This window comes from Microbacterium sp. NPDC055599 (genome assembly GCF_053618975.1).
Map to the genome: position 1 here is coordinate 94570 of NZ_JBSHIM010000004.1, position 22924 is coordinate 117493.

At 70.7% G+C, this 22924-nt stretch carries 22 protein-coding genes; 10 read left to right on the top strand and 12 right to left on the bottom strand.

All coding sequences use genetic code 11. The annotated features are described in order from the left end of the window. Position 1 precedes the first annotated feature (1 nt). From ACWGQ1_RS04975 to tkt, 5 genes are read right to left on the bottom strand one after another with little or no spacing between them, the layout of a single operon-like run. Positions 2 to 937, bottom strand: coding sequence for a glucose-6-phosphate dehydrogenase assembly protein OpcA (locus tag ACWGQ1_RS04975; protein ID WP_136030148.1), 936 nt, complete (start codon positions 935 to 937; stop codon positions 2 to 4). Further along, entirely contained in the window at positions 934 to 2484 is a 1551-nt protein-coding gene (gene zwf / locus ACWGQ1_RS04980) for a glucose-6-phosphate dehydrogenase (RefSeq protein WP_136030150.1), read from the bottom strand. The genes ACWGQ1_RS04975 and zwf overlap by 4 nt, the downstream gene beginning before the upstream one ends. Before the next feature lie 21 nt (positions 2485 to 2505). Continuing rightward, a complete protein-coding gene (locus tag ACWGQ1_RS04985) occupies positions 2506 to 4113 on the bottom strand; it encodes a glucose-6-phosphate isomerase (protein WP_136030151.1) in 1608 nt (535 codons plus the stop codon). After that, entirely contained in the window at positions 4110 to 5222 is a 1113-nt protein-coding gene (gene tal / locus ACWGQ1_RS04990; RefSeq protein WP_136030153.1) for a transaldolase, read from the bottom strand. Before tal ends, ACWGQ1_RS04985 begins: the two co-directional genes overlap by 4 nt. After that, positions 5219 to 7315: a transketolase gene (tkt, locus tag ACWGQ1_RS04995; RefSeq protein ID WP_136030258.1), complete on the bottom strand. Its 2097-nt coding sequence runs from the start codon at positions 7313 to 7315 to the stop codon at positions 5219 to 5221. The genes tal and tkt overlap by 4 nt, the downstream gene beginning before the upstream one ends. 249 nt (positions 7316 to 7564) lie before the next feature. On the opposite strand from tkt, the gene ACWGQ1_RS05000 reads away from it, so the two are divergent. Further along, positions 7565 to 8470, top strand: a complete 906-nt coding sequence (locus tag ACWGQ1_RS05000; protein ID WP_136030155.1) for a heme o synthase — start codon at positions 7565 to 7567, stop codon at positions 8468 to 8470. On the opposite strand, the gene ACWGQ1_RS05005 is transcribed toward ACWGQ1_RS05000, so the two are convergent. Continuing rightward, positions 8416 to 8898 carry a hypothetical protein gene (locus tag ACWGQ1_RS05005; protein WP_240753135.1) on the bottom strand — a complete coding sequence of 161 codons (483 nt, stop codon included), beginning with the start codon at positions 8896 to 8898 and terminating at the stop codon, positions 8416 to 8418. The two genes, ACWGQ1_RS05000 and ACWGQ1_RS05005, sit on opposite strands and share 55 nt — an antisense overlap. A gap of 65 nt (positions 8899 to 8963) precedes the next feature. Then, positions 8964 to 10109 (bottom strand): COX15/CtaA family protein, encoded by a 1146-nt coding sequence (locus tag ACWGQ1_RS05010; RefSeq protein ID WP_452312471.1) that lies wholly within the window; start codon positions 10107 to 10109, stop codon positions 8964 to 8966. A 231-nt stretch (positions 10110 to 10340) separates the two neighbouring features. Here ACWGQ1_RS05010 and sufB point away from each other — a divergent pair, with 231 nt between their 5' ends. From sufB to ACWGQ1_RS05045, 7 genes are all read left to right on the top strand, one after another. Further along, positions 10341 to 11759 (top strand): Fe-S cluster assembly protein SufB, encoded by a 1419-nt coding sequence (gene sufB, locus ACWGQ1_RS05015; RefSeq protein ID WP_136030161.1) that lies wholly within the window; start codon positions 10341 to 10343, stop codon positions 11757 to 11759. Further along, complete coding sequence (gene sufD / locus ACWGQ1_RS05020; protein WP_452312472.1) at positions 11760 to 12965, top strand: Fe-S cluster assembly protein SufD; 1206 nt, start codon at positions 11760 to 11762, stop codon at positions 12963 to 12965. Then, on the top strand, positions 12962 to 13288 hold the full coding sequence (locus tag ACWGQ1_RS05025; protein ID WP_452312473.1) for a Rieske 2Fe-2S domain-containing protein: 327 nt from the start codon (positions 12962 to 12964) through the stop codon (positions 13286 to 13288). Before sufD ends, ACWGQ1_RS05025 begins: the two co-directional genes overlap by 4 nt. A gap of 3 nt (positions 13289 to 13291) precedes the next feature. After that, positions 13292 to 14062 (top strand): Fe-S cluster assembly ATPase SufC, encoded by a 771-nt coding sequence (sufC, locus tag ACWGQ1_RS05030; RefSeq protein WP_101845421.1) that lies wholly within the window; start codon positions 13292 to 13294, stop codon positions 14060 to 14062. A gap of 10 nt (positions 14063 to 14072) precedes the next feature. Continuing rightward, positions 14073 to 14402, top strand: a complete 330-nt coding sequence (locus ACWGQ1_RS05035; RefSeq protein WP_017202280.1) for a metal-sulfur cluster assembly factor — start codon at positions 14073 to 14075, stop codon at positions 14400 to 14402. Between the two features lie 94 nt (positions 14403 to 14496). Beyond that, positions 14497 to 15651, top strand: a complete 1155-nt coding sequence (locus tag ACWGQ1_RS05040) for a MalY/PatB family protein (RefSeq protein WP_136030167.1) — start codon at positions 14497 to 14499, stop codon at positions 15649 to 15651. Then, on the top strand, positions 15648 to 17018 hold the full coding sequence (locus tag ACWGQ1_RS05045; protein ID WP_136030169.1) for an MFS transporter: 1371 nt from the start codon (positions 15648 to 15650) through the stop codon (positions 17016 to 17018). The genes ACWGQ1_RS05040 and ACWGQ1_RS05045 overlap by 4 nt, the downstream gene beginning before the upstream one ends. Here the strand turns inward: ACWGQ1_RS05045 and ACWGQ1_RS05050 are convergent. After that, positions 16981 to 17565, bottom strand: a complete 585-nt coding sequence (locus tag ACWGQ1_RS05050) for a TetR family transcriptional regulator (protein WP_136044877.1) — start codon at positions 17563 to 17565, stop codon at positions 16981 to 16983. The two genes, ACWGQ1_RS05045 and ACWGQ1_RS05050, sit on opposite strands and share 38 nt — an antisense overlap. Before the next feature lie 51 nt (positions 17566 to 17616). Here ACWGQ1_RS05050 and ACWGQ1_RS05055 point away from each other — a divergent pair, with 51 nt between their 5' ends. After that, positions 17617 to 18321, top strand: coding sequence for an ATP-binding cassette domain-containing protein (locus ACWGQ1_RS05055; RefSeq protein ID WP_452312474.1), 705 nt, complete (start codon positions 17617 to 17619; stop codon positions 18319 to 18321). Beyond that, complete coding sequence (locus tag ACWGQ1_RS05060; protein ID WP_452312475.1) at positions 18318 to 18974, top strand: CbiQ family ECF transporter T component; 657 nt, start codon at positions 18318 to 18320, stop codon at positions 18972 to 18974. Before ACWGQ1_RS05055 ends, ACWGQ1_RS05060 begins: the two co-directional genes overlap by 4 nt. Here ACWGQ1_RS05060 and ACWGQ1_RS05065 read toward each other — a convergent pair. From ACWGQ1_RS05065 to ACWGQ1_RS05080, 4 genes are all read right to left on the bottom strand, one after another. After that, positions 18913 to 20208 carry an acyltransferase family protein gene (locus tag ACWGQ1_RS05065; protein ID WP_452312476.1) on the bottom strand — a complete coding sequence of 432 codons (1296 nt, stop codon included), beginning with the start codon at positions 20206 to 20208 and terminating at the stop codon, positions 18913 to 18915. The two genes, ACWGQ1_RS05060 and ACWGQ1_RS05065, sit on opposite strands and share 62 nt — an antisense overlap. A gap of 96 nt (positions 20209 to 20304) precedes the next feature. Further along, on the bottom strand, positions 20305 to 20976 hold the full coding sequence (locus ACWGQ1_RS05070) for a response regulator (RefSeq protein ID WP_136030177.1): 672 nt from the start codon (positions 20974 to 20976) through the stop codon (positions 20305 to 20307). Next, a complete protein-coding gene (locus ACWGQ1_RS05075) occupies positions 20973 to 22262 on the bottom strand; it encodes a histidine kinase (RefSeq protein WP_452312477.1) in 1290 nt (429 codons plus the stop codon). Before ACWGQ1_RS05075 ends, ACWGQ1_RS05070 begins: the two co-directional genes overlap by 4 nt. A gap of 5 nt (positions 22263 to 22267) precedes the next feature. Continuing rightward, a complete protein-coding gene (locus ACWGQ1_RS05080) occupies positions 22268 to 22885 on the bottom strand; it encodes a VTT domain-containing protein (protein WP_452312478.1) in 618 nt (205 codons plus the stop codon). Positions 22886 to 22924: the final 39 nt, after the last annotated feature.

Below are 22924 nucleotides of genomic sequence, written 5' to 3' on the forward strand. Positions count from 1 at the left end.
GTCACTCTCCCGTCTCGGGCGGACCGAGCTTCTCCCAGCCATCCGTGATGACTCGACCGTACAGGAGATCTGGATCCAATCTGCGCAGCTCCTCGGCGAGGCACTCGCGCAGCGTGCGCCGCGGCAGGTGGAGGTCGTGGTTGGGCTGGTCCGGCTGCGTGAGCACGGCGATGCCGGGCGAGGGACGCTCCAGCAGGATGTCACCGGACTCACGCGTCAGACGCACGGACTTGATGCCCTCCTGCCACTCCTCCGGGCTCTCGTACGACCACCGCACCGGCACGTCCAGCGCCATCTGCAGCCACGCGGCGAGCAGAGCCGTGGAGGGGGAGGCGGCGGCCCCGCGCACCTCGACGGCGGTGATGGTCTCGTACGGCGGCTGATCCAGCACGGCGGCCAGCTGCTCGCGCCAGTGCGTGAGCCGCGTCCACGCGAGGTCGGTGTCGCCGGGCGCGTGCGTGCGGCCGAGCAGCGCGAGCCGGTCGCGCACATCGGGCGAGGTCGCGGCGTCGGTGATCCGGCGCTGCGCGATGCGGCCGAGCGGGGAGGACGACGGCGACGCCGGAGCCTCCTCCGGCCACCACGCCACGACGGGTGCGTCGGGGAGCAGGAGCCCGGTGATCAGGCTCTCCTCGTTGCTGGCGGCGTCGCCGTAGGCGTGCAGCACCACGACCTCGCTGGCTCCGGCGTCTCCGCCCACACGGATCTGTGCGTCCAGGCGGGACTCGCCGTCTCCGGTCGTGAGCACGATCACGCGCATCGGGTGCTCACGCGAGGCGTCGTTGGCCGCGTCGATCGCGGCCTCCGCGACTCCGTTGCGCGCGGAGATGACGAGCGTCAGCACGCGTCCGAGGGCGACCGCGCCGCCCTCCTCGCGCACCTTGACGAGCTGCTTCGCGACCTGGCTGACGGTCGTGTCGGGAAGGTCGATGATCACGGGCGTCTCCAGACTCGTCCGTCGCGGGCCAGCAGGTCGTCGGCGGACGCCGGGCCCCACGATCCCGGAGCGTACTGCTCCACCGGGCCGCCTTGGGCCGCCCAGTACTTCTCCACCGGGTCGAGGATCTTCCAGGAGAGCTCGACCTCCTCGTGCCGCGGGAAGAGCGGCGGGTCTCCGAGCAGCACGTCCAGGATGAGCCGCTCGTACGCCTCCGGGCTCGCCTCCGTGAAGGCGTGGCCGTAGCCGAAGTCCATCGTGACGTCGCGCACGTTCGAGCCTGTGCCGGGGACCTTCGAGCCGAACCGGATCGTGACACCCTCATCGGGCTGCACGCGGATGACGAGCGCGTTCTGTCCGAGCTCGGAGGCGTTGCCCCGGCCGAAGAGGTGCTGCGGTGCCCGGTTGAACACGACGGCGATCTCGGTCACGCGACGGCCGAGGCGCTTGCCGGTGCGCAGGTAGAACGGCACGCCCGCCCAGCGTCGCGTGTCGATCTCCAGCTTGATGGCCGCGTAGGTCTCGGTCGTGGACTCGGGGTTCATGCCCTCCTCGTCGAGGAAGCCGGTCACCTTCTCGCCGCCCTGCCAGCCACCGGCGTACTGCCCGCGGGCCGTCGCGAGCGACAGGTCCTCCGGCACGTGCACGGCGGCGAGCACCTTCTCCTTCTCGGCGCGCAGATGCTCCGCCGACAGGCTGATCGGCTCCTCCATCGCGGTGAGCGCCAGCAACTGCAGGAGGTGGTTCTGGATCACGTCACGGGCCGCCCCGATGCCGTCGTAGTACCCCGCGCGTCCCCCGACGCCGATGTCCTCGGCCATCGTGATCTGCACGTGGTCCACGTAGTTGCGGTTCCAGATCGGCTCGTACAGCTCATTGGCGAAGCGCAGCGCCAGGATGTTCTGGACCGTCTCCTTGCCGAGGTAGTGGTCGATGCGGAAGATCGAGTCGGCGGGGAACGCGACCTCCAGCGCCGCGTTCAGCGCGCGGGCTGACTCGAGGTCGTGCCCGAACGGCTTCTCGATGACCACACGCCGCCACCGCTCGTCGTCGTCGGCGTCCTGCCCGACGAGCCCGGAGTCCTTGAGCTGCTTCGCCACCAGCGGGAAGTCCTTCGGCGGGATCGACAGGTAGAACGCGTGGTTGCCCATCGTGCCGCGTTCCACGTCGAGACGCTCGACGGTCTCCCTGAGCTTGCGGAAGGAGTCCGGGTTGTCGAACTCGCCGGACACGAAGCGGATGCCCTGCAACAGCTGCGCCCAGGTCTCCTCGCGGAACGGCGTCCTGGCGTGCTCCTTCACCGCGTCGTACACGACCTGCGCGAAGTCCTGGTCCTCCCAGTCGCGTCGGGCGAACCCGACCAGAGCGAACCCGGGGGGCAGCAGGCCGCGGTTGGCGAGGTCGTACACCGCGGGCATGAGTTTCTTGCGCGACAGGTCTCCCGTGACGCCGAAGATCACGAGGGCGCTGGGCCCCGCGATCCGATTGAGCCGGCGATCGTCGGGGTCGCGCAGCGGGTTGTGCCCGCGCGAGAGGGGAACAGTCATCGGTGGGGGCTTCTCCTGCTGTTACTTCTGTGCGGCTTCGAAGAGGGTGAGCACGTCGTCGGACGACTCCGTGATCGTCAGCGAGACGACGGGACGCCCGTGCTCCGCGAGCACGCCCGCGTCGCCGGCGGCCTGCGCCTGGATGAGCTGACCGAACGTGAACGGACGATCGGGGATCTCCAGGTCGACGTCCGTGCGCTCCAGGATCTGCAGGAACACCCCCTGCGCCGGGCCGCCCTTGTGGTACTGGCCGGTCGAGTGGAGGAAGCGCGGGCCCCAGCCGAACGTGGTCGGACGACCGGAGTCGGCCGCGATCAGCTCGCGCAGGCCCTGCAGCTGCGGCACCTCGAGACGGTTGACGTACGCCTGGATCGACACGTAGCCGTCGGCGGGCAGCTGCGCCCACAGCGCGTCGAGCACGCCCTCGACCGTGCCGGAGGCCGCGAGAGCCGGGTCCGACACGCGCACCTCGACGCCGTTCTCCACGAACGCGGGGGCGGTGGGCTCGGGTCGGGCGTCGAGGAGGCCGCGCGCGGCCACCTTCGCCGACTCGACGTCGGGCTGGTCGAACGGGTTGATGCCGAGCAGGTGCCCGGCGATGGCGGTGGCGTACTCCCAGACGATGAACTGCGCGCCGAGCGTGCCGCTGACGAGGATCTCACCTTCGTGGCGCTCGTGCAGGTGGAACTCGTTCGCGTCGTCGACCAGTCGCACGATCTGCAGGTCGGCGGGCACGGGGTCGAGCTCGGGGGAGACGGGGAGCAGCACGACCGGGAGGATGCCGGTTCCCTCCTTGCCCGTGGACTCGGCGATGAGCTGCTCGATCCAGTCGGGCAGGCCCTTGATGTGGGTGCCGTCCGTGATCAGACCCAGCTTGTCGCGGCGCGGGGTGGTTGCGGCGATGGCCGCGCCAAGGCGCAGGGCCGGGTTCTCGGCGGAGTCGACGGCGACCTCGAGCAGCGAGGCCTCGGCCTCGTTCAGCAGCTCGTCGATATCGACGCCCGCGAGGCCGGACGGCACCAGGCCGAACGCGGTCAGCGCGGAGTAGCGGCCGCCCACGTTCGGGTCGGCGTTGAACACGCGGTACCCGGCCTCGCGCGCGGAGGCGTCGAGCGGCGAGCCCGGGTCGGTGACGACGACGATGCGCTCGGTCGGGTCGATGCCGAGGTCGCGGAACGCCGCCTCGAACGTGCGACGCTGCGAGTCGGTCTCGACCGTGGACCCGGACTTCGACGACACCACGAGCACGGTCTCGGCGAGGCCCTCGTCGAGCGCGGCCAGCACCTGGCCGGGCGCCGTGGAGTCGAGGATCGTGAGGGGGACCCCCGAGGTCTGCGCGATCACCTCGGGCGCGAGCGACGATCCGCCCATGCCGGCGAGCACGACGCGCGTGACTCCCTTCGCGGCGAGCTCCTCGCGCAGGGCGACGATCTCGGCGACGAGCGGCCGGGAGACGGAGACCGCCTCGACCCACCCGAGCCGGATCGAGGCCTCGGCCTCGGCCGCCGGACCCCACAGCGTGGCGTCGCCGCTCGTGATGCGCGAGGCGACCAGGTCGTGGACGAGGCTCGGGACGGTCTCCTCGATCGCGGCGCGCGCGGCGCCCGAGGCGTGGATCGCGAAGGTCATCGCTGTGCCTCCAGTGCCTCGGCGACCTGGGTGAGCAGGTCGTGCCACGAATCGATGAACTTGGCGACGCCCTCGTCCTCGAGCACCTGGGTGACGTCGGTGAAGTCGATGCCGACCTCTTCCAGCCCGGCGAAGACCTGACGGGCCTCGTCGTAGCCGCCGGTGATGGTGTCGCCGGTGACGACGCCGTGGTCGAAGGTGGCCTCGAGGGTCTTCTCCGGCATGGTGTTGACGACGCCGGGGGCGACGAGCTCGGTGACATAGAGGGTGTCGGGCAGCGCAGGGTCCTTCACGCCGGTCGACGCCCAGAGCGGACGCTGGGCGTTCGCCCCCGCCGCGAGGAGGGCCTTCGCCCGGTCGGTCTCGAAGCTCTGCTCGAACAGCTCGTAGGCCAGGCGGGCGTTGGCCAGGCCGGCCTTGCTCTTGAGGGCCTCGGCGGCGTCGGTCCCGATCGCGGTGAGGCGCTTGTCGGTCTCGGTGTCCACGCGGGAGACGAAGAACGACGCGACGGAGTGGACGGTCGACAGGTCGACACCGGCGTCCTTCGCGCGCTCCAGGCCCGTCAGGTAGGCGTCGATGACCTCGGCGTACCGCTCCAGGCTGAAGATCAGGGTCACGTTGACGCTGATGCCGTGCGCGATCGCCTCGGTGATCGCCGGGAGGCCGGCCTTGGTCGCCGGGATCTTCACGAGCAGGTTCGGGCGGTCGATCTTCGCCCACAGCTCCTTCGCCTGCGCGACGGTGCCGTCGGTGTCATGCGCGAGGTCGGGGGAGACCTCGATGGACACGCGGCCGTCCACGTGACCGGACTGCTCCCACACCGGGCGGAAGATGTCGAGCGCGGCACCCACATCCTGCGTGGTGGCCGCGAACACGGCCTCCTCCGCCGAGGCGCCGGACGCGGCGAGCTCGGTGACCTGCGCGTCGTACGACGTGTCGTTCTTGTCGGTGATCGCGTTGGCGAAGATCGTCGGGTTCGTGGTGACGCCGACGACGTTGCGCGACGAGATCAGCTCCGCGAGGTTACCGGAGGAGATGCGGGTGCGCGAGAGGTCGTCGAGCCAGATGCTGACGCCGGCCTCGGCGAGCTGTGCGGTGGGGGTGCTCATGCGTTCTCCTTGATGGTCTCGCGGGCGGCCGCGACGACGGCCTCGGTGGTGATGCCGAACTTCTCGAAGAGGGTCTTGTAGTCGGCGGAGGCGCCGAAGTGGTCGATGCCGACCGAACGACCGCGGTCGCCGACGATGCCGCGCCACGTGAGCACGGAGCCGGCCTCGACCGACACCCGCGCCGTGACCGACGACGGCAGCACGCTCTCGCGGTACGCCTCGTCCTGCTCCGCGAACCACTCGAGCGACGGGGCCGAGACGACGCGCACGTTCACGCCCTCCTCGGCGAGGGCCGCGCGGGCGTTCACCGCGAGCTGGACCTCGGATCCGGTGGCGACGATGATGACGTCGGGCGTGCCGTTCGGGGCCTCGGCGAGCACGTACGCGCCCTTGACAGCCTGAGCGGCGGAGGCGAAGGTGTCGCCGGAGGCCTCGCCGTCGCCGCGCTCGAACACCGGGATGTTCTGTCGCGTCAGGGCGATGCCGGCGGGGCCCTCGTGGCGGCGGAGGATCTCCAGCCAGACGGCGGCGGTCTCGTTCGCGTCGGCGGGGCGCACGACGGCGAGGTTCGGGATCGCGCGCAGCGTGGCGAGCTGCTCGATGGGCTGGTGGGTGGGTCCGTCCTCACCGAGGGCGACGGAGTCGTGCGTCCAGACGAAGATGCTCGGCACGTTCATCAGAGCGGCCAGACGCACCGAGGGGCGCATGTAGTCGCTGAAGATGAGGAAGGTGCCGCCGAACGCGCGCGTCGGCCCGTGCAGCACGATGCCGTTCACGATCGCGCCCATCGCGTGCTCGCGGATGCCGAAGTGCAGCACGCGGCCGTAGGGGGTGCCCGACCACTCGTGCGTCGACCACTCCTCGGGGATGAACGACGCCGCGTCCTTGATCGTGGTGAGGTTGGACTCGGCGAGGTCGGCGGACCCGCCCCAGAGCTCGGGCAGCTGTGCGGCGAGGGCGTTGATGACCTGGCCGGACGCGGCGCGGGTCGAGACGTCCTTGCCGGCCTCGAACACGGGCAGCGCGTCGGCGATGTCGGCGGGGAGCTCGCGGGCCTCGACGCGGTCGAGCAGCGCCTTGCGCTCCGGGTTCGCCTCGGCCCAGGCGTCGAACGACTTCTGCCAGGCGGCGCGCTCCTCGGCCGCGCGCTCGGCCAGGCCGCGCGTGTGGGCGATCACGTCGTCGGCCACCACGAACGTCTGCTCCGGGTCGAACCCGAGGACCTTCTTGGTCGCGGCGAGCTCGTCCGCACCCAGGGCGGAGCCGTGGATCTTGCCGGTGTTCTGCTTGCCGGGCGAGGGCCAGCCGATGATGGTCTTGAGGATGATGAGCGAGGGCTTGTCGGACTCGCCCTTCGCGGCCTCGATGGCGGCGTAGAGCTCGGCGACGTCTTCGACGTACTCGCCCGTCTTCTTCCAGTCGACCGTCTGCACGTGCCAGCCGTAGGAGGCGTAGCGGGCGGCGACATCCTCCGTGAACGCGACGTTGGTGTCGTCCTCGATGGAGATCTGGTTGGAGTCGTAGATCGCGATGAGGTTGCCCAGCTGCTGGTGGCCCGCGAGCGACGAGGCCTCGCTGGTCACGCCCTCCTGCAGGTCGCCGTCACCGGCGATCACGTAGACGAAGTGGTCGAACGGGCTCGTGCCCGCCGCGGCCTCCGGATCGAACAGCCCACGCTCGTAGCGGGCGGCGTACGCGAAGCCCACGGCGGAGGCGAGGCCCTGCCCGAGCGGACCCGTCGTGATCTCCACGCCCTTCGTGTGTCCGTACTCGGGGTGGCCGGGGGTCTTCGATCCCCACGTGCGCAGCGCCTTGAGGTCATCGAGCTCCAGGCCGAAGCCGCCGAGGTAGAGCTGCACGTACTGCGTGAGGGACGAGTGTCCGACGGAGAGGATGAACCGGTCGCGGCCGAGCCAGTCGGTGTCGGCGGGGTCGTGCCGCAGGACGCGCTGGTACAGCAGATACGCCGCGGGCGCCAGGCTCATCGCCGTGCCGGGGTGGCCGTTGCCGACCTTCTCGACCGCATCGGCCGCCAGGATCCGGGCGGTGTCCACCGCGCGTCGATCGATCTCGTCCCACTGCAATTCCGACACGTTCATGCCCTTTCCGACAGTTTCGAGGGCGCCCGTATTCCTTGGCGCATCCGCAACTTCCCTGGCGCATTCCGCACCGCCTCGAGGACGGGTGGGGGTGTGCGCAGCATCGGGCGCGCGAGTGCCTTCAGCATAGCGGTGACGGTGGATCCGATCGGTGGCCGGGGGGCACGGAAGGCGTCATCGCGTGTCATACACTGGAGAGGTTGTCCCGTAACGCGCGCGGAGGAGGCGATCGAGATCTCGACGATGTCTGATCAGACCGTACGGAAGTCGTCCATCGGTCGCACGGTGAGCGCTTACGTGACGCTGACGAAGCCCCGAGTCCTCGAACTCCTCCTCGTCTCGACCGTCCCGGTGATGTTCCTCGCCCAGGGCGGTCTCCCGAACCTCTGGCTGGTCCTCGCGACCGTCATCGGCGGATCCATGAGCGCCGGCTCGGCCGGGGCCTTCAACATGTATCTCGACCGCGACATCGACGCGCACATGCACCGCACGGAGAACCGTCCGCTGGTCACGGGCGAGGTGAGCCCGCGCGGCGCGCTGATCTTCTCCTGGACTCTCGCGATCGTGTCCACCGTCTGGCTCTGGTTCACCACCAACTGGCTCACCGCAGTGCTCTCGGCCTCGGCCATCTTCTTCTACGTCGTGATCTACACGATGATCCTCAAGCGCCGCACCGAGCAGAACATCATCTGGGGCGGCATCGCGGGCTGCTTCCCCGTGCTCATCGGCTGGTCGGCCGTCACGGGCTCTCTCGACTGGCCGGCGTTCATCCTGTTCCTGCTGGTCTTCCTGTGGACGCCGCCGCACTACTGGCCGCTGTCGATGAAGTACAAGGACGACTACGAGGACGTCGACGTCCCGATGCTCGGCGTCACGCGCAACGCCTCGCAGGTCGGCCTCCAGGTGATCCTCTACGCGTGGGCGACCGTCGCGTGCTCGCTGCTGCTGGTGCCGATCGCGAATATGGGTCTCGTCTACACGGTGTCCGCGCTGGTCTTCGGCGGCTGGTTCATCTACGAGTCGCACCGCTTGTACAACCAGGCGGTGCGGGGGACCGAGGCGCGGCCGATGCGAGTCTTCCACGCCTCGATCACCTACTTGACGCTGATCTTCGTGGCCGTCGCGGTCGACCCGCTGCTGCCGTTCTGATCCGCAGCGTCCTCCGACGCCGCGGACGCTGACGCGTCGTCCGCCGGCGTGCTGGCGGCGTCCGTGGTCGCCGTCGCATCCTGATCGGTCGCGGACCCGGTCGCGGCGATGACCTCGTTGGGGGACGGCTCATCCATTCCGGCGTCGAGCGCGACGGGCACGGCGGGCACGGCCGGGACGAGTGCCCGCGCCGCCACGAGGCCGAGGGCGAGGAGCAGGCCGATCAGGCCGGCGCCGAGCACCGCGGCTCCGACCACCACGAGCGACTGGCCGACGTAGACCTCCACCCCCGTGGCCGTGCCATCGAGCAGGGTGCTCGTCATGGTGCCGATCTGGCCGGCGATGAGCCATCCGCCGACGCCGATCGCGGCGAGGGACACGATGAGGAGAATCCAGAATCCGATGCTTCTGGTCAGTGTTCTGTGCATGCCGACCAGGCTGACCGATGCCCTGATGAGGCCCCGGTGCGCACGCTATGGATCGTCTGTGCGGCTCAGCGCCCGGTGAGCGCCGGGGCGGGGTCCTCGGCCGCGACGTCCGTCCGCACGGGGCGCTTCAGGTGCAGCACCACCACGGTGTACGTCGCGGCCGACAGCGAGGCGAGCACCATGTGGATGCCGACCAGGATCGGCGGCAGCCCCTCGCGCGCCTGCCACACCCCGACGCCGACCTGCACCAGGATCACGAGCACGAGCACGAGCAGCCAGCGGCGGGGCTCCAGGCGGAGTGCCCAGGCGGTGATCGTGAGGAACAGCACCAGGGCGGCCAGCACGTAGCCGGGCCAGGAGTGCACGTGCGCGAGGACGGTCGCGTCGAAGCCGTGGCGCAGCACGTCCGCATCACCCGAGTGCGGCCCGGAGCCGGTGGTGAGGACGCCGAACAGGATCGTCACCGCGAGCGCGAGTCCTGTCACATGCGTGACGATCGCGAACCAGCTCGGCACGGCGCGTTCGCGGGGCCCCGGTGCGGTCTTGAGGCGCACGAGGAACGCGGCCGTGACGCACACGAGAAGCAGCGACGAGGTGTAGTGGAAGCCCACGATGAAGGGGTTCAGCCCGGTCAGGACCGTGATGCCTCCGACGAGGGCCTGGGCCACCACACCGATCAGCACGAGCCACGCCAGGAGCACGAGGTCGCGACGCGTGGCCGTGGTGCGGACGGAGTGGACGGCGGCCGCGATGACGGCGAGCAGCAGCACGCCGGACGCGATCGGCGAGGCGGGGAAGTGGAAGGGGAAGGCGATCGCGAAGGCGATGCCGGCTGCGACGATGCCGCCGAGCGCGAACCACAGCGCCTTCGTGACCGCGCGACGCCCGTTCACCGTGTACAGGACGAGCAGCACGACGGTGAGAGCGATGATGCCGACGACGCCCGTCATCAGCCGGTTGCCGAACTCGATGACGCCGTGCACCCCCTGCACTTCGAGGATGGGCACGAGCGACTCGGGCGTGCACAGCGGCCAGTCGGAACAGCCGAGGCCGGAGCCGGTCAGACGCACCGCGCCGCCGGTGCCGATGATGATCGTCTCGCTGACGAACGAGAGCCACGCGAAGACGGTCAGCGCCTTCGCCCACCCGCGGGATCGCGGAACGGGGGTCGTCCGAGTCGTCGGAGGGGTGGTGATGGTCGTCTCGGGCATGCGTCCTCCGGCTCGTCGGCGACGTGGCGCGCGGCCCGTCCGCCAGGCGGAACCTGTAGAATCGGATTGTTGCGATGAGCGCTGACCGCGCTGAAGCATCGTCAACAGTTTAGGCGCGATGGAAGCGCCGATGATGAGGGCCCACTAACGGCACCCGCTCCCGCAGACTCGACGGGGATCAGGTGTGTCGGGGCGGATGACACCGTTTGGGACCTGTGAGGAGAGTGTTGCATGTCGGATGTGCTGATCGACCGCCCGGAGCTTGACGGTCTGGGGGTGTACGAGTTCGGCTGGCACGATGAGGACGCCGCGGGCGCCGTGGCGAAACGCGGCATCTCCGAAGAGGTGGTCCGCGGGATCTCTGCCCTCAAGAACGAACCCGAGTGGATGCTGAAGACCCGTCTGAAGGGGTATCAGCTCTTCGGTCGCAAGCCGATGCCGACGTGGGGCGCCGACCTCAGCGACATCGACTTCGACAACATCAAGTACTTCGTCCGCTCCACCGAGAAGCAGGCGCAGAGCTGGGAGGACCTCCCCGAGGAGATCCGCGAGACGTACGAGCGCCTGGGCATCCCCGAGGCAGAGCGCCAGCGCCTCGTGGCCGGCGTCGCCGCGCAGTACGAGTCCGAGGTCGTGTACCACCAGATCCGCGAGGACCTCGAGGCCCAGGGCGTCATCTTCATGGACACCGACACGGCGCTGCGTGAGCACCCCGAGTTCTTCGAGGAGTACTTCGGCACGGTCATCCCGGCGGGCGACAACAAGTTCGCCGCACTCAACACGGCCGTGTGGTCGGGCGGCTCGTTCGTCTACGTCCCGAAGGGCGTGCACGTCGAGATCCCGCTGCAGGCGTACTTCCGCATCAACACCGAGAACATGGGTCAGTTCGAGCGGACCCTGATCATCGCCGACGAGGACAGCTACGTCCACTACATCGAGGGCTGCACGGCTCCGATCTACAAGTCCGACTCGCTGCACTCGGCCGTGGTCGAGATCATCGTGAAGAAGAACGCCCGCGTGCGCTACACGACGATCCAGAACTGGTCGAACAACGTCTACAACCTGGTCACCAAGCGCGCCGTGGCACACGAGGGTGCGACCATGGAGTGGGTCGACGGCAACATCGGCTCCAAGGTGACGATGAAGTACCCGTCGATCTACCTGATGGGCGAGCACGCCAAGGGCGAGACCCTCTCGGTCGCCTTCGCCGGTCCCGGTCAGCACCAGGACGCGGGCGCCAAGATGATCCACATGGCGCCGTACACGCAGTCGTCGATCGTCTCGAAGTCGATCGCCCGCGGCGGCGGTCGCGCCGGCTACCGCGGTGAGGTCCGCGTCGACGCCAACGCCCACCACTCGGCGAACACCGTCCGTTGCGACGCGCTGCTCGTGGACACGAAGTCGCGCTCCGACACCTACCCGGCGATCGACATCCGCGTCGACGACGTGCAGCTCGGCCACGAGGCTACGGTCTCGAAGGTCAGCGAGGAGCAGCTCTTCTACCTCCAGTCCCGCGGCATGCCCGAGGACGAGGCGATGGCGATGATCGTGCGCGGCTTCATCGAGCCGATCGCGCGTGAGCTGCCTATGGAGTACGCGATGGAACTGAACAAGCTCATCGAGATGGGCATGGAAGGATCGGTCGGCTAAATGGCGGCCTCGACGACAGCGCCCACGGAGGCGCAGCACACGAACGCGCACATCGACCCGGCCGCCCAGGTCGCCGACGCCGGATTCGTCCCGGTGCAGACGCGCTCCGAGCGCCCGCACTCGTACGACCCGGACGACTTCGGCGCCCCCAGCGGCCGTGAGGTCAACTGGAAGCACACGCCGGTCGCGCAGCTGACGCCGCTGTTCCAGACGGCGGAGGCGAACGACGGCGTCGCGTACGCCTTCAGCTCCGGCGGGCAGTACGTGGCAGGACCGCTCGCCATCGGCGCCGCTCCGCGCGGCGAGGTCTTCCTCCCCGAGGACATCACGGCCGCCGTCGCCTGGCAGGGTGCGAGCGAGGCGGTGCACGTGCGCATCCCGCGTGAGGAGGAGGTCGCCGAGCCGATCTTCATCTCCGTCACGGGTACGGGTGCCGACCGCCGCGCCGACGCCCACATCGTGATCGAGGCGCTGGAGCACAGCGTCGCGACCGTGGTGCTGCAGCACAAGGGTTCCGCGCAGTACGCGCAGAACGTGGAGATCATTGTCCGCGATGGCGCGAAGCTCACCGTGGTCACGGTGCAGCAGTGGGAGGACGACGCGGTGCACGCGGCCGCGCACCAGGCCCGCGTCGGCTCCGACGCCACGCTCAAGCACTTCGTGGTGAGCTTCGGCGGCGGCCTCGTGCGCGTGAACCCGAGCGTGGAGCTCGCGGGCGCGGGTTCCGAGGGCTACCTCTACGGGCTGTCGTACGCGAACGCCGGGCAGCACCTGGAGAGCCAGGTCTACCTGCACCACAAGGGTCCGCACACCACGGGCGACGTGCTCTACAAGGGTGCCCTCCAGGGCGCGAGCGCGCACAGTGTGTGGATCGGCGACGTGCTGATCGGCGCCGACGCCACGGGCACCGACTCGTACGAGGCGAACCGCAACCTGGTGCTCACCGAGGGGGCGCGCGCCGACTCGATCCCGAACCTCGAGATCGAGACGGGCGACATCGTCGGCGCGGGCCACGCGAGTGCGACCGGTCGCTTCGACGACGAGCAGCTCTTCTACCTGCAGGCCCGCGGCATCCCGGAGGAGGAGGCGCGGCGTCTCGTCGTGCTCGGCTTCCTCACCGACATCGTGCTGCGCCTCGGTATCCCGACGCTCGAGGCGGAGCTGCTCGCCGCCATCGAGGCCGAGCTCGCCGAGGTGGACGCGTGACCGCCGAGCGCGTCTGCGCGGTCTCCGACCTGGAGCAGGACACCCCGCTCCGCGTCGAGCCGGGCGGCGTGCCCATCACGGTGATCAAGGACGGCGCTGGCGTGATCCACGCCATCGGCGACACCTGCACGCACGGCGACATCTCGCTGTCCGAGGGCTTCGTGGAAGGCGACACGGTGGAGTGCTGGGCTCACGGCTCGGCCTTCTCCCTGATCACCGGGAAGCCCCAGAACCTCCCCGCTTACGAGCCCGTCCCGGTCTATGTCGTCGAGATCGACGGCGACGACGTGCTCATCGATCCTGCTGTGACGAAGGAAGTCTGAAGAATGTCTGTTCTCGAGATCCGCGACCTGCACGTGACGGTCGAGACCGAGGCGGGGACCACCCCGATCCTCAACGGAATCACCCTCACCATGAACACCGGTGAGACCCACGCCATCATGGGCCCCAACGGCTCGGGCAAGTCGACCCTGGCCTACACGATCGCCGGTCACCCGAAGTACACGGTGACCTCCGGCTCGATCACGTTCGACGGGGAGGACGTGCTGGCGATGAGCGTCGACGAGCGCGCCCGCGCCGGGCTCTTCCTCGCGATGCAGTACCCGGTGGAGATCCCCGGCGTCACCGTGACGAACTTCCTGCGCACGGCGAAGACCGCGCTCGACGGCGAGGCGCCCTCGATCCGCCAGTGGACCAAGGACGTCAAGGAGTCCATGGCGAACCTGCGCATGGACCCGAAGTTCGCGCAGCGCAACGTCAACGAGGGCTTCTCCGGCGGCGAGAAGAAGCGCCACGAGATCCTGCAGCTCGAGGTGCTCAAGCCGAAGTTCGCCGTGCTCGACGAGACCGACTCGGGTCTCGACGTCGACGCGCTGAAGATCGTGTCCGAGGGCGTGAACCGTGCCAAGGAGTCCACGGGACTCGGCGTGCTCCTGATCACGCACTACACCCGGATCCTGCGGTACATCCGCCCCGACTTCGTGCACGTCGTCGTCGCGGGCAAGATCGTCGAAGAGGGCGGGCCCGAGCTCGCCGACCGGCTGGAGAACGAGGGCTACGACCGGTTCCTCGACCCTTCCGCCCCGATCGAGGCGTAGGCTGAGCCGTATGACAGCGACCCTCACGGATGAGAAGTACGACGCGGTCACCGAGGCGCTCAAGGACGTCATGGACCCGGAGCTCGGGATCAACGTCGTCGACCTCGGCCTCATCTACGACCTCGCCTGGGATGACGAGAACGATGCTCTCGTCATCCACATGACGTTGACCAGCGCGGGCTGCCCGCTGACCGACGTCCTCGAAGACCAGACCGCGCAGGCTCTCGACAACGTCGTGGACCGGTTCCGCATCAACTGGGTGTGGATGCCGCCGTGGGGTCCGGAGCGGATCACGGACGACGGGCGCGACATGATGCGCGCGCTGGGATTCGCAATCTGACGCTGAAGACAGTGATGCACGACGGAGCGGGCGCGGAGACGCGCCCGCTTCGCTGACTCCGCGGCGAGGCGGGGACGAGAACTCGGGAGATCGAATGTTGCATGTTCAGGCGCTGTCCCTGGCGGAGCTCCGTGAGCGCAGCAGCGAGAAGTGGCGCGAGTACCCCGCCGATGTGCTTCCGCTCTTCGTCGCCGAGACCGACTTCCCCCTCGCCCCCGCGATCACCGCGGCCCTGCACCGTGCGGTCGAGCGTGGCGACACGGGGTACATCGCCTCGAAGACGCCGCTGGCCGAGGCGTTCGCGGGCTTCGCGCGCCGCCGTTACGACTGGGCGGTGGATCCCGCTCGCACTCGCAGCACGGCCGACGTGAGCATGGGCATCGTGGAGATCCTGCGCCGCGTGACGCAGCCGGGGGAGCGGGTCGTCGTCACCCCGCCCGTGTACCCGCCGTTCTACGACCTCGTGGAGGAGGCCGGTGCGGAGGTGCTGCGGGTGCCGCTGCGCGACACGGGCACGGGGTGGGAGCTCGACCTCGACGGGATCCGCGGGGCGTTCGACGACGGTGCGACCGCGATCCTGCTGTGCAACCCGCACAACCCGACCGGCACGGTGCACGACCGAGACGCCCTCGCCGCGCTGGCGGAGATCGCTGCCGAGTACGGCGCCGCCGTCGTGTCCGACGAGATCCACGCGCCGCTCGCCCAGCCGGGGACCGGGTTCACGCCCTTCCTCGCGGCGAGCGAGACGGCCGCACGCGTCGGCTATGCGGTCGTGAGCGCCAGCAAGGCGTTCAACCTCGCCGGCCTGAAGTGTGCGCTGATGGTCACGGCCGACGACGACACCAGCGCCGTGGTGCGCGGGCTCCCCGTGGAGGTCGAGTGGCGCACCGGTCAGTTCGGTCTGCTCGCCTCGGTCGCAGCGTTCGCGGAGGAGAGCGATGCGTGGCTGGACGGGCTGCTCGACACGCTCGACCAGAACCGCGTGCTCCTGGAGGACCTGCTGGCGCGGCATCTTCCCGGTGCCCGCTACCGGATCCCGGACGCGGGCTACCTGGCCTGGATCGACCTGTCGGCTCTGGGCTGGGGCGACAACCCCGCGCGGCGGATCCTGCGGGATGCGAAGGTCGCCCTGCACTTCGGCCCGGCGTTCGGCACCGAGGGAGCGGGCCACGTGCGACTGAACTTCGGGACGAGCCCGGAGATCCTGACGGAGGCCGTCGAGCGGATCGCCGCGCTCGTGGAGCGATGACCGCGCCGCAGCCCGTCGCATCGATCTGGGATCGCGGCCGAATCTGGGTGACGGTGGGCGCGGTCGCGCTCATCTTCCTCGCCGCGATCGAGGCGCTCGCGGTCACCACGGTCATGCCGATCGTGAGTGCGGCGCTCGACGGCGAGGCGCTGTTCGCCGTCGCGTTCGCCGGCACCCTTGCGACGAGCGTGATCGGGATGGTCGCGACCGGTGCCTGGTCCGACGCGCGCGGGCCGCGCGGCGCGCTGTACGTGGCGGTGGCGCTGTTCATCGTCGGCCTGCTGATCTCGGGCTTCGCGACCTCGATGCCGCAGTTCCTGATCGGTCGGCTCGTGCAGGGGCTCGGCACCGGCGGTCAGACGGTCGCGCTGTACGTCGTGGTCGCGCGGCTCTACCCGCCGGAGCTGCACGGGCGCGTGTTCGCGGCGTTCGCGGCCGCCTGGGTCGTCCCGTCGATGGTGGGGCCGTTCCTCGCGGGAGCGGTCGCGGAGTACCTGCACTGGCGCTGGGCGTTCCTGGGCGTCGCGGTGCTCACCGCGATCGCCTTCCTGATGATCGCGGTCCGGCTGCGTGGTGTCGACCTGGGCGGCGGCGAACCCCAGGACCGGCGTGCGCTGCGCCTCCGCCTGCTGCTCGCCGTCGTGGTGGCGGCGTTGGCGGTGGTGATCGGCGTCTCGGCCGAGCTCGACGACGGGGTGCGCTGGCCGGTCGCCGTGGCCGCGATCCTCGGGATCGGCGTCGCGGTGCTGCCGCTGCTCCCCGCCCGTACCCTCCGCGCGGGAGCCGGGTTGCCCAGCGTCGTGCTGATGCGCGGCGTGGCCGCCGGCGCGTTCTTCGCGGCGGAGGCCTACATCCCCTACCTGCTCATCCGGAAGTACGACTTCACCGCCACGTGGGCGGGGGTGGCGCTCATGCTCGCGGCGTTCGCGTGGGCTGGAGCCTCGGCGCTGCAGGGGCGCTACGGCGAGCGGCTAGGCAACCGCCGCATCACGCTGCTGAGCCTCGGAGCCCTCCTGGTGGCGATGCTGGCGGTGCTCGCGGCGGCCGTGTTCCCGGTGTCGCCCGTCGTGGTGATCCTCGGGTGGGCGTTCGCGGGTGGCGGCATGGGGCTGCTGTATCCGCGCCTGACGGTGCTCACGCTGGCCTACTCGGACGAATCGAACCAGGGGTTCAACTCCTCGGCGCTGTCGATCTCCGACGCGACGGGGTCCGCGGTCGCGATCGCGGTCGCGGGGCTCGCCGTGGCCACCCTCGGCGGCGGTCCTGGCGCCTTCGGCGTGGTGTTCGCGTTCGGTCTCGGTCTCGTGCTGCTGGCGCTCGTGCCGGGTCTCAGGCTCGGGCACGCCGCGGAGCCCGCGGTGCGCTGACCTCGCCTGCGAGCGCCCGCACGCCCAGGTCGAACGCGCGGTCGAGACCCGCCGTGACGTCGATCTCGTCCGAGGGTGGCAGGGCGCCGTGGCTGTCGGCGTGCATGCGCTGCTGCACGAGCGTCGCGTGGCCGAGGACGAAGTGAAGGATCGCGGTCGCGCGGGTTTCGGGGTCGTCGGCGCCGTCGCTCCGCAGCGCGGCGATGAGCGCGTCGAGCGCGTGCGCCGAGCCGAGCTGGAGCGCGTAGGTGCTCAGCACGATCTCGGCGCCGTCGCGGTGGGCGAACAGAGCATCCCGCAGGCCGCGGGCGGTGGCGAGGACGCCGGTGGTTCCGCGGGGGAGGCTCGCGGTGATGCGGTCGGCGAGATCGGCGAGCAGCTCCTGCTTGCTCGCGAAGTGCCAGTAGAGAGCACTGGGCTGCACGTCGAGCCGCGCGGCGATGCGCCGCATCGAGAGGTCGGCCAGACCGACCTCGTCGAGCAGGGCGAGAGCGCTGCGGGCGACGCTGTCGCGGTCGTGTCGGGCCGGATTGGGCTCGGGAGTCATGACCCCACTATAGTGAACGGCGTTCAGGTGAACGGTGTTCAGGAGGTGGGAGTGCGCGAGCAGCGTCGGGCCGAGGAAGCCGCCGCATCGATCGTGCTGGAGCACGTGCGGGTGGAGGTCGACGGCCGGGCGATCCTCGATGACGTGAGCCTCGACCTCGCGGCACGACGCATCGCCGTGATCGGGGCGAACGGCTCGGGAAAGTCGACGTTCGCGCGTGTGCTGGACGGCCTGATCGTGCCGACGGCGGGCACCGCGGTCGTGCACGGGCTCGACGTGGTGCGCGACACGCGGGAGCTCCGACGCCGCGTCGGCTTCGTGTTCACGGATCCCGACGCGCAGATCCTCATGCCGACGCCCGCGGAAGATCTCGCCCTGTCGCTGCGGGGCCTCCCGCGCGCGGAGGTCGACCGACGCGTGCGCGAGACCCTTGCGGTGCACGGACTCGAGGCGCACGCGGACGTGCCGGCGTCGTCGCTGTCCGGCGGGCAGAAGCAGCTGCTCGCGCTGGCGGCCGTGCTCGTGACCGAGCCGCGGCTGCTCGTGGCCGACGAGCCGACCACGCTCCTCGACCGCCGCAACGCCCGGCGCATCGCGGAGCTGCTGATGGCGCAGGAGGCGCAGGTCGTGGTGGCCACGCACGACCTCGACCTGGCCGCGCGCTGCGACCTGGCCGTGCTGTTCGAGGGCGGGCGAGCCGTGGCCGTGGGCCACCCGGATGCGGTGATCGACGAGTACTGCCGGGTGTCCGCGTGATCTCGCTCTACCGCCCCGGCACGAGCGTGCTGCATCGCCTCCCCGCGGGGATGAAGCTCGCGGGGCTCGTGCTCTGCGCCCTCGGCCTGACCCTGCTTCCGCCGCAGCCCGTCGTCGTGAGCGTGGCCCTCGCCGCCACGGTCGTGCTCTATCCGCTCGGAGGGCAGAGTCCGCGCACGCTGCTCGTCGAACTGTGGCGGTTGCGATGGATCCTCCTCGTGCTGGGGGTGATGCTGGCGGTGTTCGTCTCGCCGATCGCCGCGTGGGTCGGTGCCGGTCGGGTCGCGGCGCTGCTGCTCGTCGCCGCACTGGTGACGATGACCACGCGGATGTCCGACCTGCTCGATGTGCTGCAGACGGTGCTGCGGCCGCTGCGTCGCTGGGGTGTCGATCCGGAGGTCGTCGCGCTGACGCTGTCGCTCACGCTCACGATGGTGCCGGTGGTCGCGGCGTTCGTCCACCGGCTCCGTGAGGCCGAGCGCGCTCGAGGGGTGCGCCTGGGGCCGCGCGCGGCGGTGCCGCTCCTCGTGCTCACCCTCCGGCACGCCGACCGGGTGGGCGACGCCCTCGCCGCGCGGGGTGGCCTGAGCCTCACCCGATCGCGAGCGCTGGCACCGGTTCGGCCGCCCTGGCGAGGCGCAGCGCGGCCATGAGCAGGGCCACGGCCACGACCGCGGTCGTGACGGACGTGCCCACGACCAGCAGCAGCACCACGCCGCCGAGCCCGAGCAGCCCGGCCGAGACCAGCCGCCCGGACGATCGGGTGCCCGTCGGCGCCGGCTGTCGTTCGAAGCGGTCGACGGCGACGGCCACCCCTGCGGTCAGGGCCAGCGCCGACAGCAGCCACAGCGGGCGTGTCAGCCACCACTCCGGGCCGTCGAGCGCCGGGAGAGCGGCACCGGTGCCGAGGGCGACGACTGCGGTCAAGCCGGCCATCGCCAGCAGCACGGGCATGTGCCACAGGTAGATCGTCATCGTGCGGCGGGTGACGAATCGCGTGAACGCCGCCGCCGCGACGGTGCTGCTCGCCCGGGCGATCCGCTCGCGGTGCAGGGACAGCAGGCCCGTGTGGACGACGCCGACCAGCAGGAGCGCGGCGGTGGGCGGGTTGATGTTGGCGATGAGGTCGGGGGAGTACACGCCGGCGACGAAGAGCACGGTGAGGAGCACTCCGGCGCCCGCGGTGACGGCGGCCCGGGTGCGGCGGGCGAGGGCGTCGATGCGCCCGTCGGCGAGGAAGAATCCGAGCTGCTGCAGCGTGAGCCAGACGAAGGCGAGGTTGAGGAACCCCAGTCCTGCCGCGCCGGTCACGCCGCGTAGCGCATCCACCGCGACCGAGGCGGCCGCGAGCGCTCCGATCGTGCGCAGCGGAGCACGCTCGTGGAGGGCCGCCAGGGCGGGCAGCAGCAGCTGGCACAGCAGGAAGACCCCGAGGAACCACAGGGGCTGCCCGTAGCGGAAGCCCGCGACCGCGATCAGCTCGGCCGGCACGCCGAGGAGCGTCAGGACGGCCAGTGCCACGCCGACCGCGGCGACCGTGATGACTGCGGGACGCAGCAGCCGGTGTACCCGTGCGGTCAGGAAGTCGAGGGTGCTCGCGCCCCTCGCCCGCAGCCGACGGGAGGCGAGCAGCCCGGAGAACCCTCCGATCACGAAGAACAGCGGCATGACCTGCAGCACCCAGCTGAGCGGTGCGATCCATCCCGTGCCGTCGCTCGCGTTCTCGAACACCGGGGCGCCGTCGGCCACCGTGACGCCCACCATGATGGCGTGCAGCACCACCACGCCGAGCACGCAGAGCGCGCGGATGAAGTCGATGCCGGTGTCGCGTCGTGCGGACGGCGCGGGCGGGGGAGCGGCGGCGGGCAGCGCCTGGACGATGGCCATGAGTCCTCCTCGGAACGGTGTCCTCGGAGGCTAGGGACGGGGTGTCCGCGGCGGCATCACCCTGCGGTGTCGATCAGACCCCTACCGTGGGGGGAGTCAGGACGAGGGCTCGACCAGCCCGGTGTCGTAAGCGAGGATCACCGCGTGGACGCGGTCGCGCAGGCCGAGCTTGGACAGCACCTTGCCCACGTGCGTCTTCACGGTCTGCTCCGCGATGAAGAGGTCCGTGGCGATCTCGGAGTTCGACCGGCCGCGACCGATCAGCACCAGCACCTCGCGCTCGCGATCGGTCAGCTCCGCCAGCACGGTCGCGGAGCGGGGGGCGCGCGGGCGTCGTCCGGCGAACTGCTCGATCATGCGGCGGGTGACGCTCGGAGCCAGCAGGGCGTCGCCGCCCGCGACCACCCGCACCGCGTGCACGAGCTCCTCGGGCAGGGCGTCCTTGAGCAGGAAGCCGCTCGCGCCCGCCTCCAGTGCGTCGTAGACGTAGTCGTCGATGTCGAACGTCGTGAGCATCAGGATGCGCGGCACGTGAGCGGCGGGATACGACGTGCCGAGGATGCGGCGCGTGGCCTCGATGCCGTCGAGCTCCGGCATCCGCACGTCCATCAGGATCACGTCCGGATCGAGCCGGGCGGACAGCGCCACGGCCTCGGCGCCGTTCGCGGCCTGTCCGGCCACGCGGATCCCGTCGTGGGCGTCGAGAAGGGCGGCGAAACCCGCACGGACCATCGCCTGGTCGTCGGCGATGAGCACGCTGATCGTCACGGGGTCTCCTCGTCTGCTGCGGCCGGCGGGGCTGCCGTCATGCCGTGGTCGGCGGTGGTCGGGGTCGAGCCGTTGGCCAGGGGGAGGGTCGCCTCGACGCGCCACCCGCCGTCGTCCGTGGGGCCGGCGGAGAGGCTGCCGCCGAGGATCTCCGCGCGCTCGCGCATTCCCCGCAGCCCGTAGCCCCCGGGGTGGGCTTCCGGCGGTCGCGGCGGCGCGGCGTTCTGCACGACGAGCCGCAGCGCCGCCGAGTCCGCGTGCACGCGCACCGTGACACGGGCCCCCGGCGCGTGACGGACGGCGTTGCTCAGCGCCTCCTGCACGATGCGGAACGCGGCGATCTGCACGGTGGGCTCCGCGCCAGACGCGGCATCCGTGCCCTCCATCACGAGCCCCACCTCGACGCCGGCGCGGCGGATGCTGTCGACGAGCGCGGGGATGTCGTCCAGGCCCTGCTGCGGGGCGAGCTCGGCGTGCTGGTCCTCCGTGCGCAGCACCCCCAGCATGCGCCGCATCTCGGTGAGCGAGGTGCGGGCGGTCGCGGCGATGTCCTCGAACTCGGCCGTCGCGGTGTCGTCGAGACCGGGGATCCGGTATCGCGCGGTGGACGCCTGCACCTGGATGACCGACATGCTGTGCGCCACCACGTCGTGCAGCTCGCGCGCGATCCGTGTGCGCTCCTCGACGAGGGCGCGGCGCGACTCCTCCAGCGCGCTGTGCTCCCGCTCGCGCGTGAGCTCCTGGGCCACGCGGACGCGTCCGGCGACGAGCACGGCGATGAGGTACATGGCCGCGGCGAGCGACGACGTCACGATGAGGTCGGCGGTCGCACTCCCGGCGGACGCGTCGCTGGCGACCATGTCGGCACGCAGCAGCGGAGCGGTGAGCGACGTGAGGGCCCCGAGCACGAGGGCGACGGCTCCGAGGCGGGGGCCGTGCACGAAGGTCACGACCCCCACGAACAGGACGAAGGTGAGCAGTGCCGGCACCGACCAGGGCCACGGCGACTGGATGGCCTGCGCGGGGACCACGAGGAGCGGCAGGGTGAAGGTCGCGGCGGTGAACAGCGCGATGGCCGTGCGCGGTCGGGCAAGGGCGACGAGCGGCGCTCCGCACAGCGCCGCGCCGACGAGGAACGTCAGCGGCAGGGGGGTGCCGGAGAGTACGGTCTGCAGGGGCACGAGCAGCGCGTACAGCACGACGACCGCCGCATACAGCGCCGCGAGGGCGGTGGTGCGGCGGTTCATCCGCGGCGCGCGCGGGGGTCGGGCTCGGCGGCGTGCCATGACTCTCATCCTGCCAGGTGGGCCACGGGCGCACGGCGACGACGGGCGGCGGCGATCCGGTCGATCACGACACCGATCACCAGGGCCACGCCGATGCCGAGCAGAGCGCTGAGCAGGGGCTGGTCCTTGATCCATGCACCGGCGAGCAGCCCGATCGCGAGGCTGAAGATGCTCCAGCTCGCGCCCGCGATGAGGCTCAGAGGCAGGAACCGGCGCCAGGGGAAGCCCAGCGCACCCGCGGACATGTTCACCGCGACGCGACCGACGGGGATGTACCGCGCGCCGAGGATGAGCGTGGCGCTGCGTCGATCGAGCGCGCGCTGGGCGTATGTGAAGGCCGTGACCACCCTCGGCCGCCGCATCCAGGCGAACCGTGAGGTGCCCAGCCGGCGTCCGATCAGGAAGGCGAGGTTGTCGCCGATGGCGGCGCCGACCGCCGCGACGAGCCCCAGGAGAAGCAGGTTTCCGTCGCCGGTGGATGCGGCGACGGCGGCCGCGGCGACGAGCACGGTCTCGCTCGGCACGGGCGGGAAGAACCCGTCGATCACCGTGACGGCGAACAGCACCAGGTACAGCCAGGGGGAGGCGATCGCCTGCATGATGAGCTCGTTGAGGATGTCCACTCCTGCACGGTAGGCGGGCGGTCGCGCAGCGGGCATCCC

Bases quoted from the DNA above. Each gene is read 5' to 3' on its own strand.
- zwf (WP_136030150.1), bottom strand. From the start codon at position 2,484: ATGACTGTTCCCCTCTCGCGCGGGCACAACCCGCTGCGCGACCCCGAC.
- ACWGQ1_RS04985 (WP_136030151.1), bottom strand. From the start codon at position 4,113: ATGACCTTCGCGATCCACGCCTCGGGCGCCGCGCGCGCCGCGATCGAG.
- tal (WP_136030153.1), bottom strand. From the start codon at position 5,222: ATGAGCACCCCCACCGCACAGCTCGCCGAGGCCGGCGTCAGCATCTGG.
- ACWGQ1_RS05000 (WP_136030155.1), top strand. From the start codon at position 7,565: ATGTCTGATCAGACCGTACGGAAGTCGTCCATCGGTCGCACGGTGAGC.
- ACWGQ1_RS05005 (WP_240753135.1), bottom strand. From the start codon at position 8,898: ATGCACAGAACACTGACCAGAAGCATCGGATTCTGGATTCTCCTCATC.
- ACWGQ1_RS05010 (WP_452312471.1), bottom strand. From the start codon at position 10,109: ATGCCCGAGACGACCATCACCACCCCTCCGACGACTCGGACGACCCCC.
- sufB (WP_136030161.1), top strand. From the start codon at position 10,341: ATGTCGGATGTGCTGATCGACCGCCCGGAGCTTGACGGTCTGGGGGTG.
- sufD (WP_452312472.1), top strand. From the start codon at position 11,760: ATGGCGGCCTCGACGACAGCGCCCACGGAGGCGCAGCACACGAACGCG.
- sufC (WP_101845421.1), top strand. From the start codon at position 13,292: ATGTCTGTTCTCGAGATCCGCGACCTGCACGTGACGGTCGAGACCGAG.
- ACWGQ1_RS05035 (WP_017202280.1), top strand. From the start codon at position 14,073: ATGACAGCGACCCTCACGGATGAGAAGTACGACGCGGTCACCGAGGCG.
- ACWGQ1_RS05040 (WP_136030167.1), top strand. From the start codon at position 14,497: ATGTTGCATGTTCAGGCGCTGTCCCTGGCGGAGCTCCGTGAGCGCAGC.
- ACWGQ1_RS05045 (WP_136030169.1), top strand. From the start codon at position 15,648: ATGACCGCGCCGCAGCCCGTCGCATCGATCTGGGATCGCGGCCGAATC.
- ACWGQ1_RS05050 (WP_136044877.1), bottom strand. From the start codon at position 17,565: ATGACTCCCGAGCCCAATCCGGCCCGACACGACCGCGACAGCGTCGCC.
- ACWGQ1_RS05065 (WP_452312476.1), bottom strand. From the start codon at position 20,208: ATGGCCATCGTCCAGGCGCTGCCCGCCGCCGCTCCCCCGCCCGCGCCG.
- ACWGQ1_RS05075 (WP_452312477.1), bottom strand. From the start codon at position 22,262: ATGGCACGCCGCCGAGCCCGACCCCCGCGCGCGCCGCGGATGAACCGC.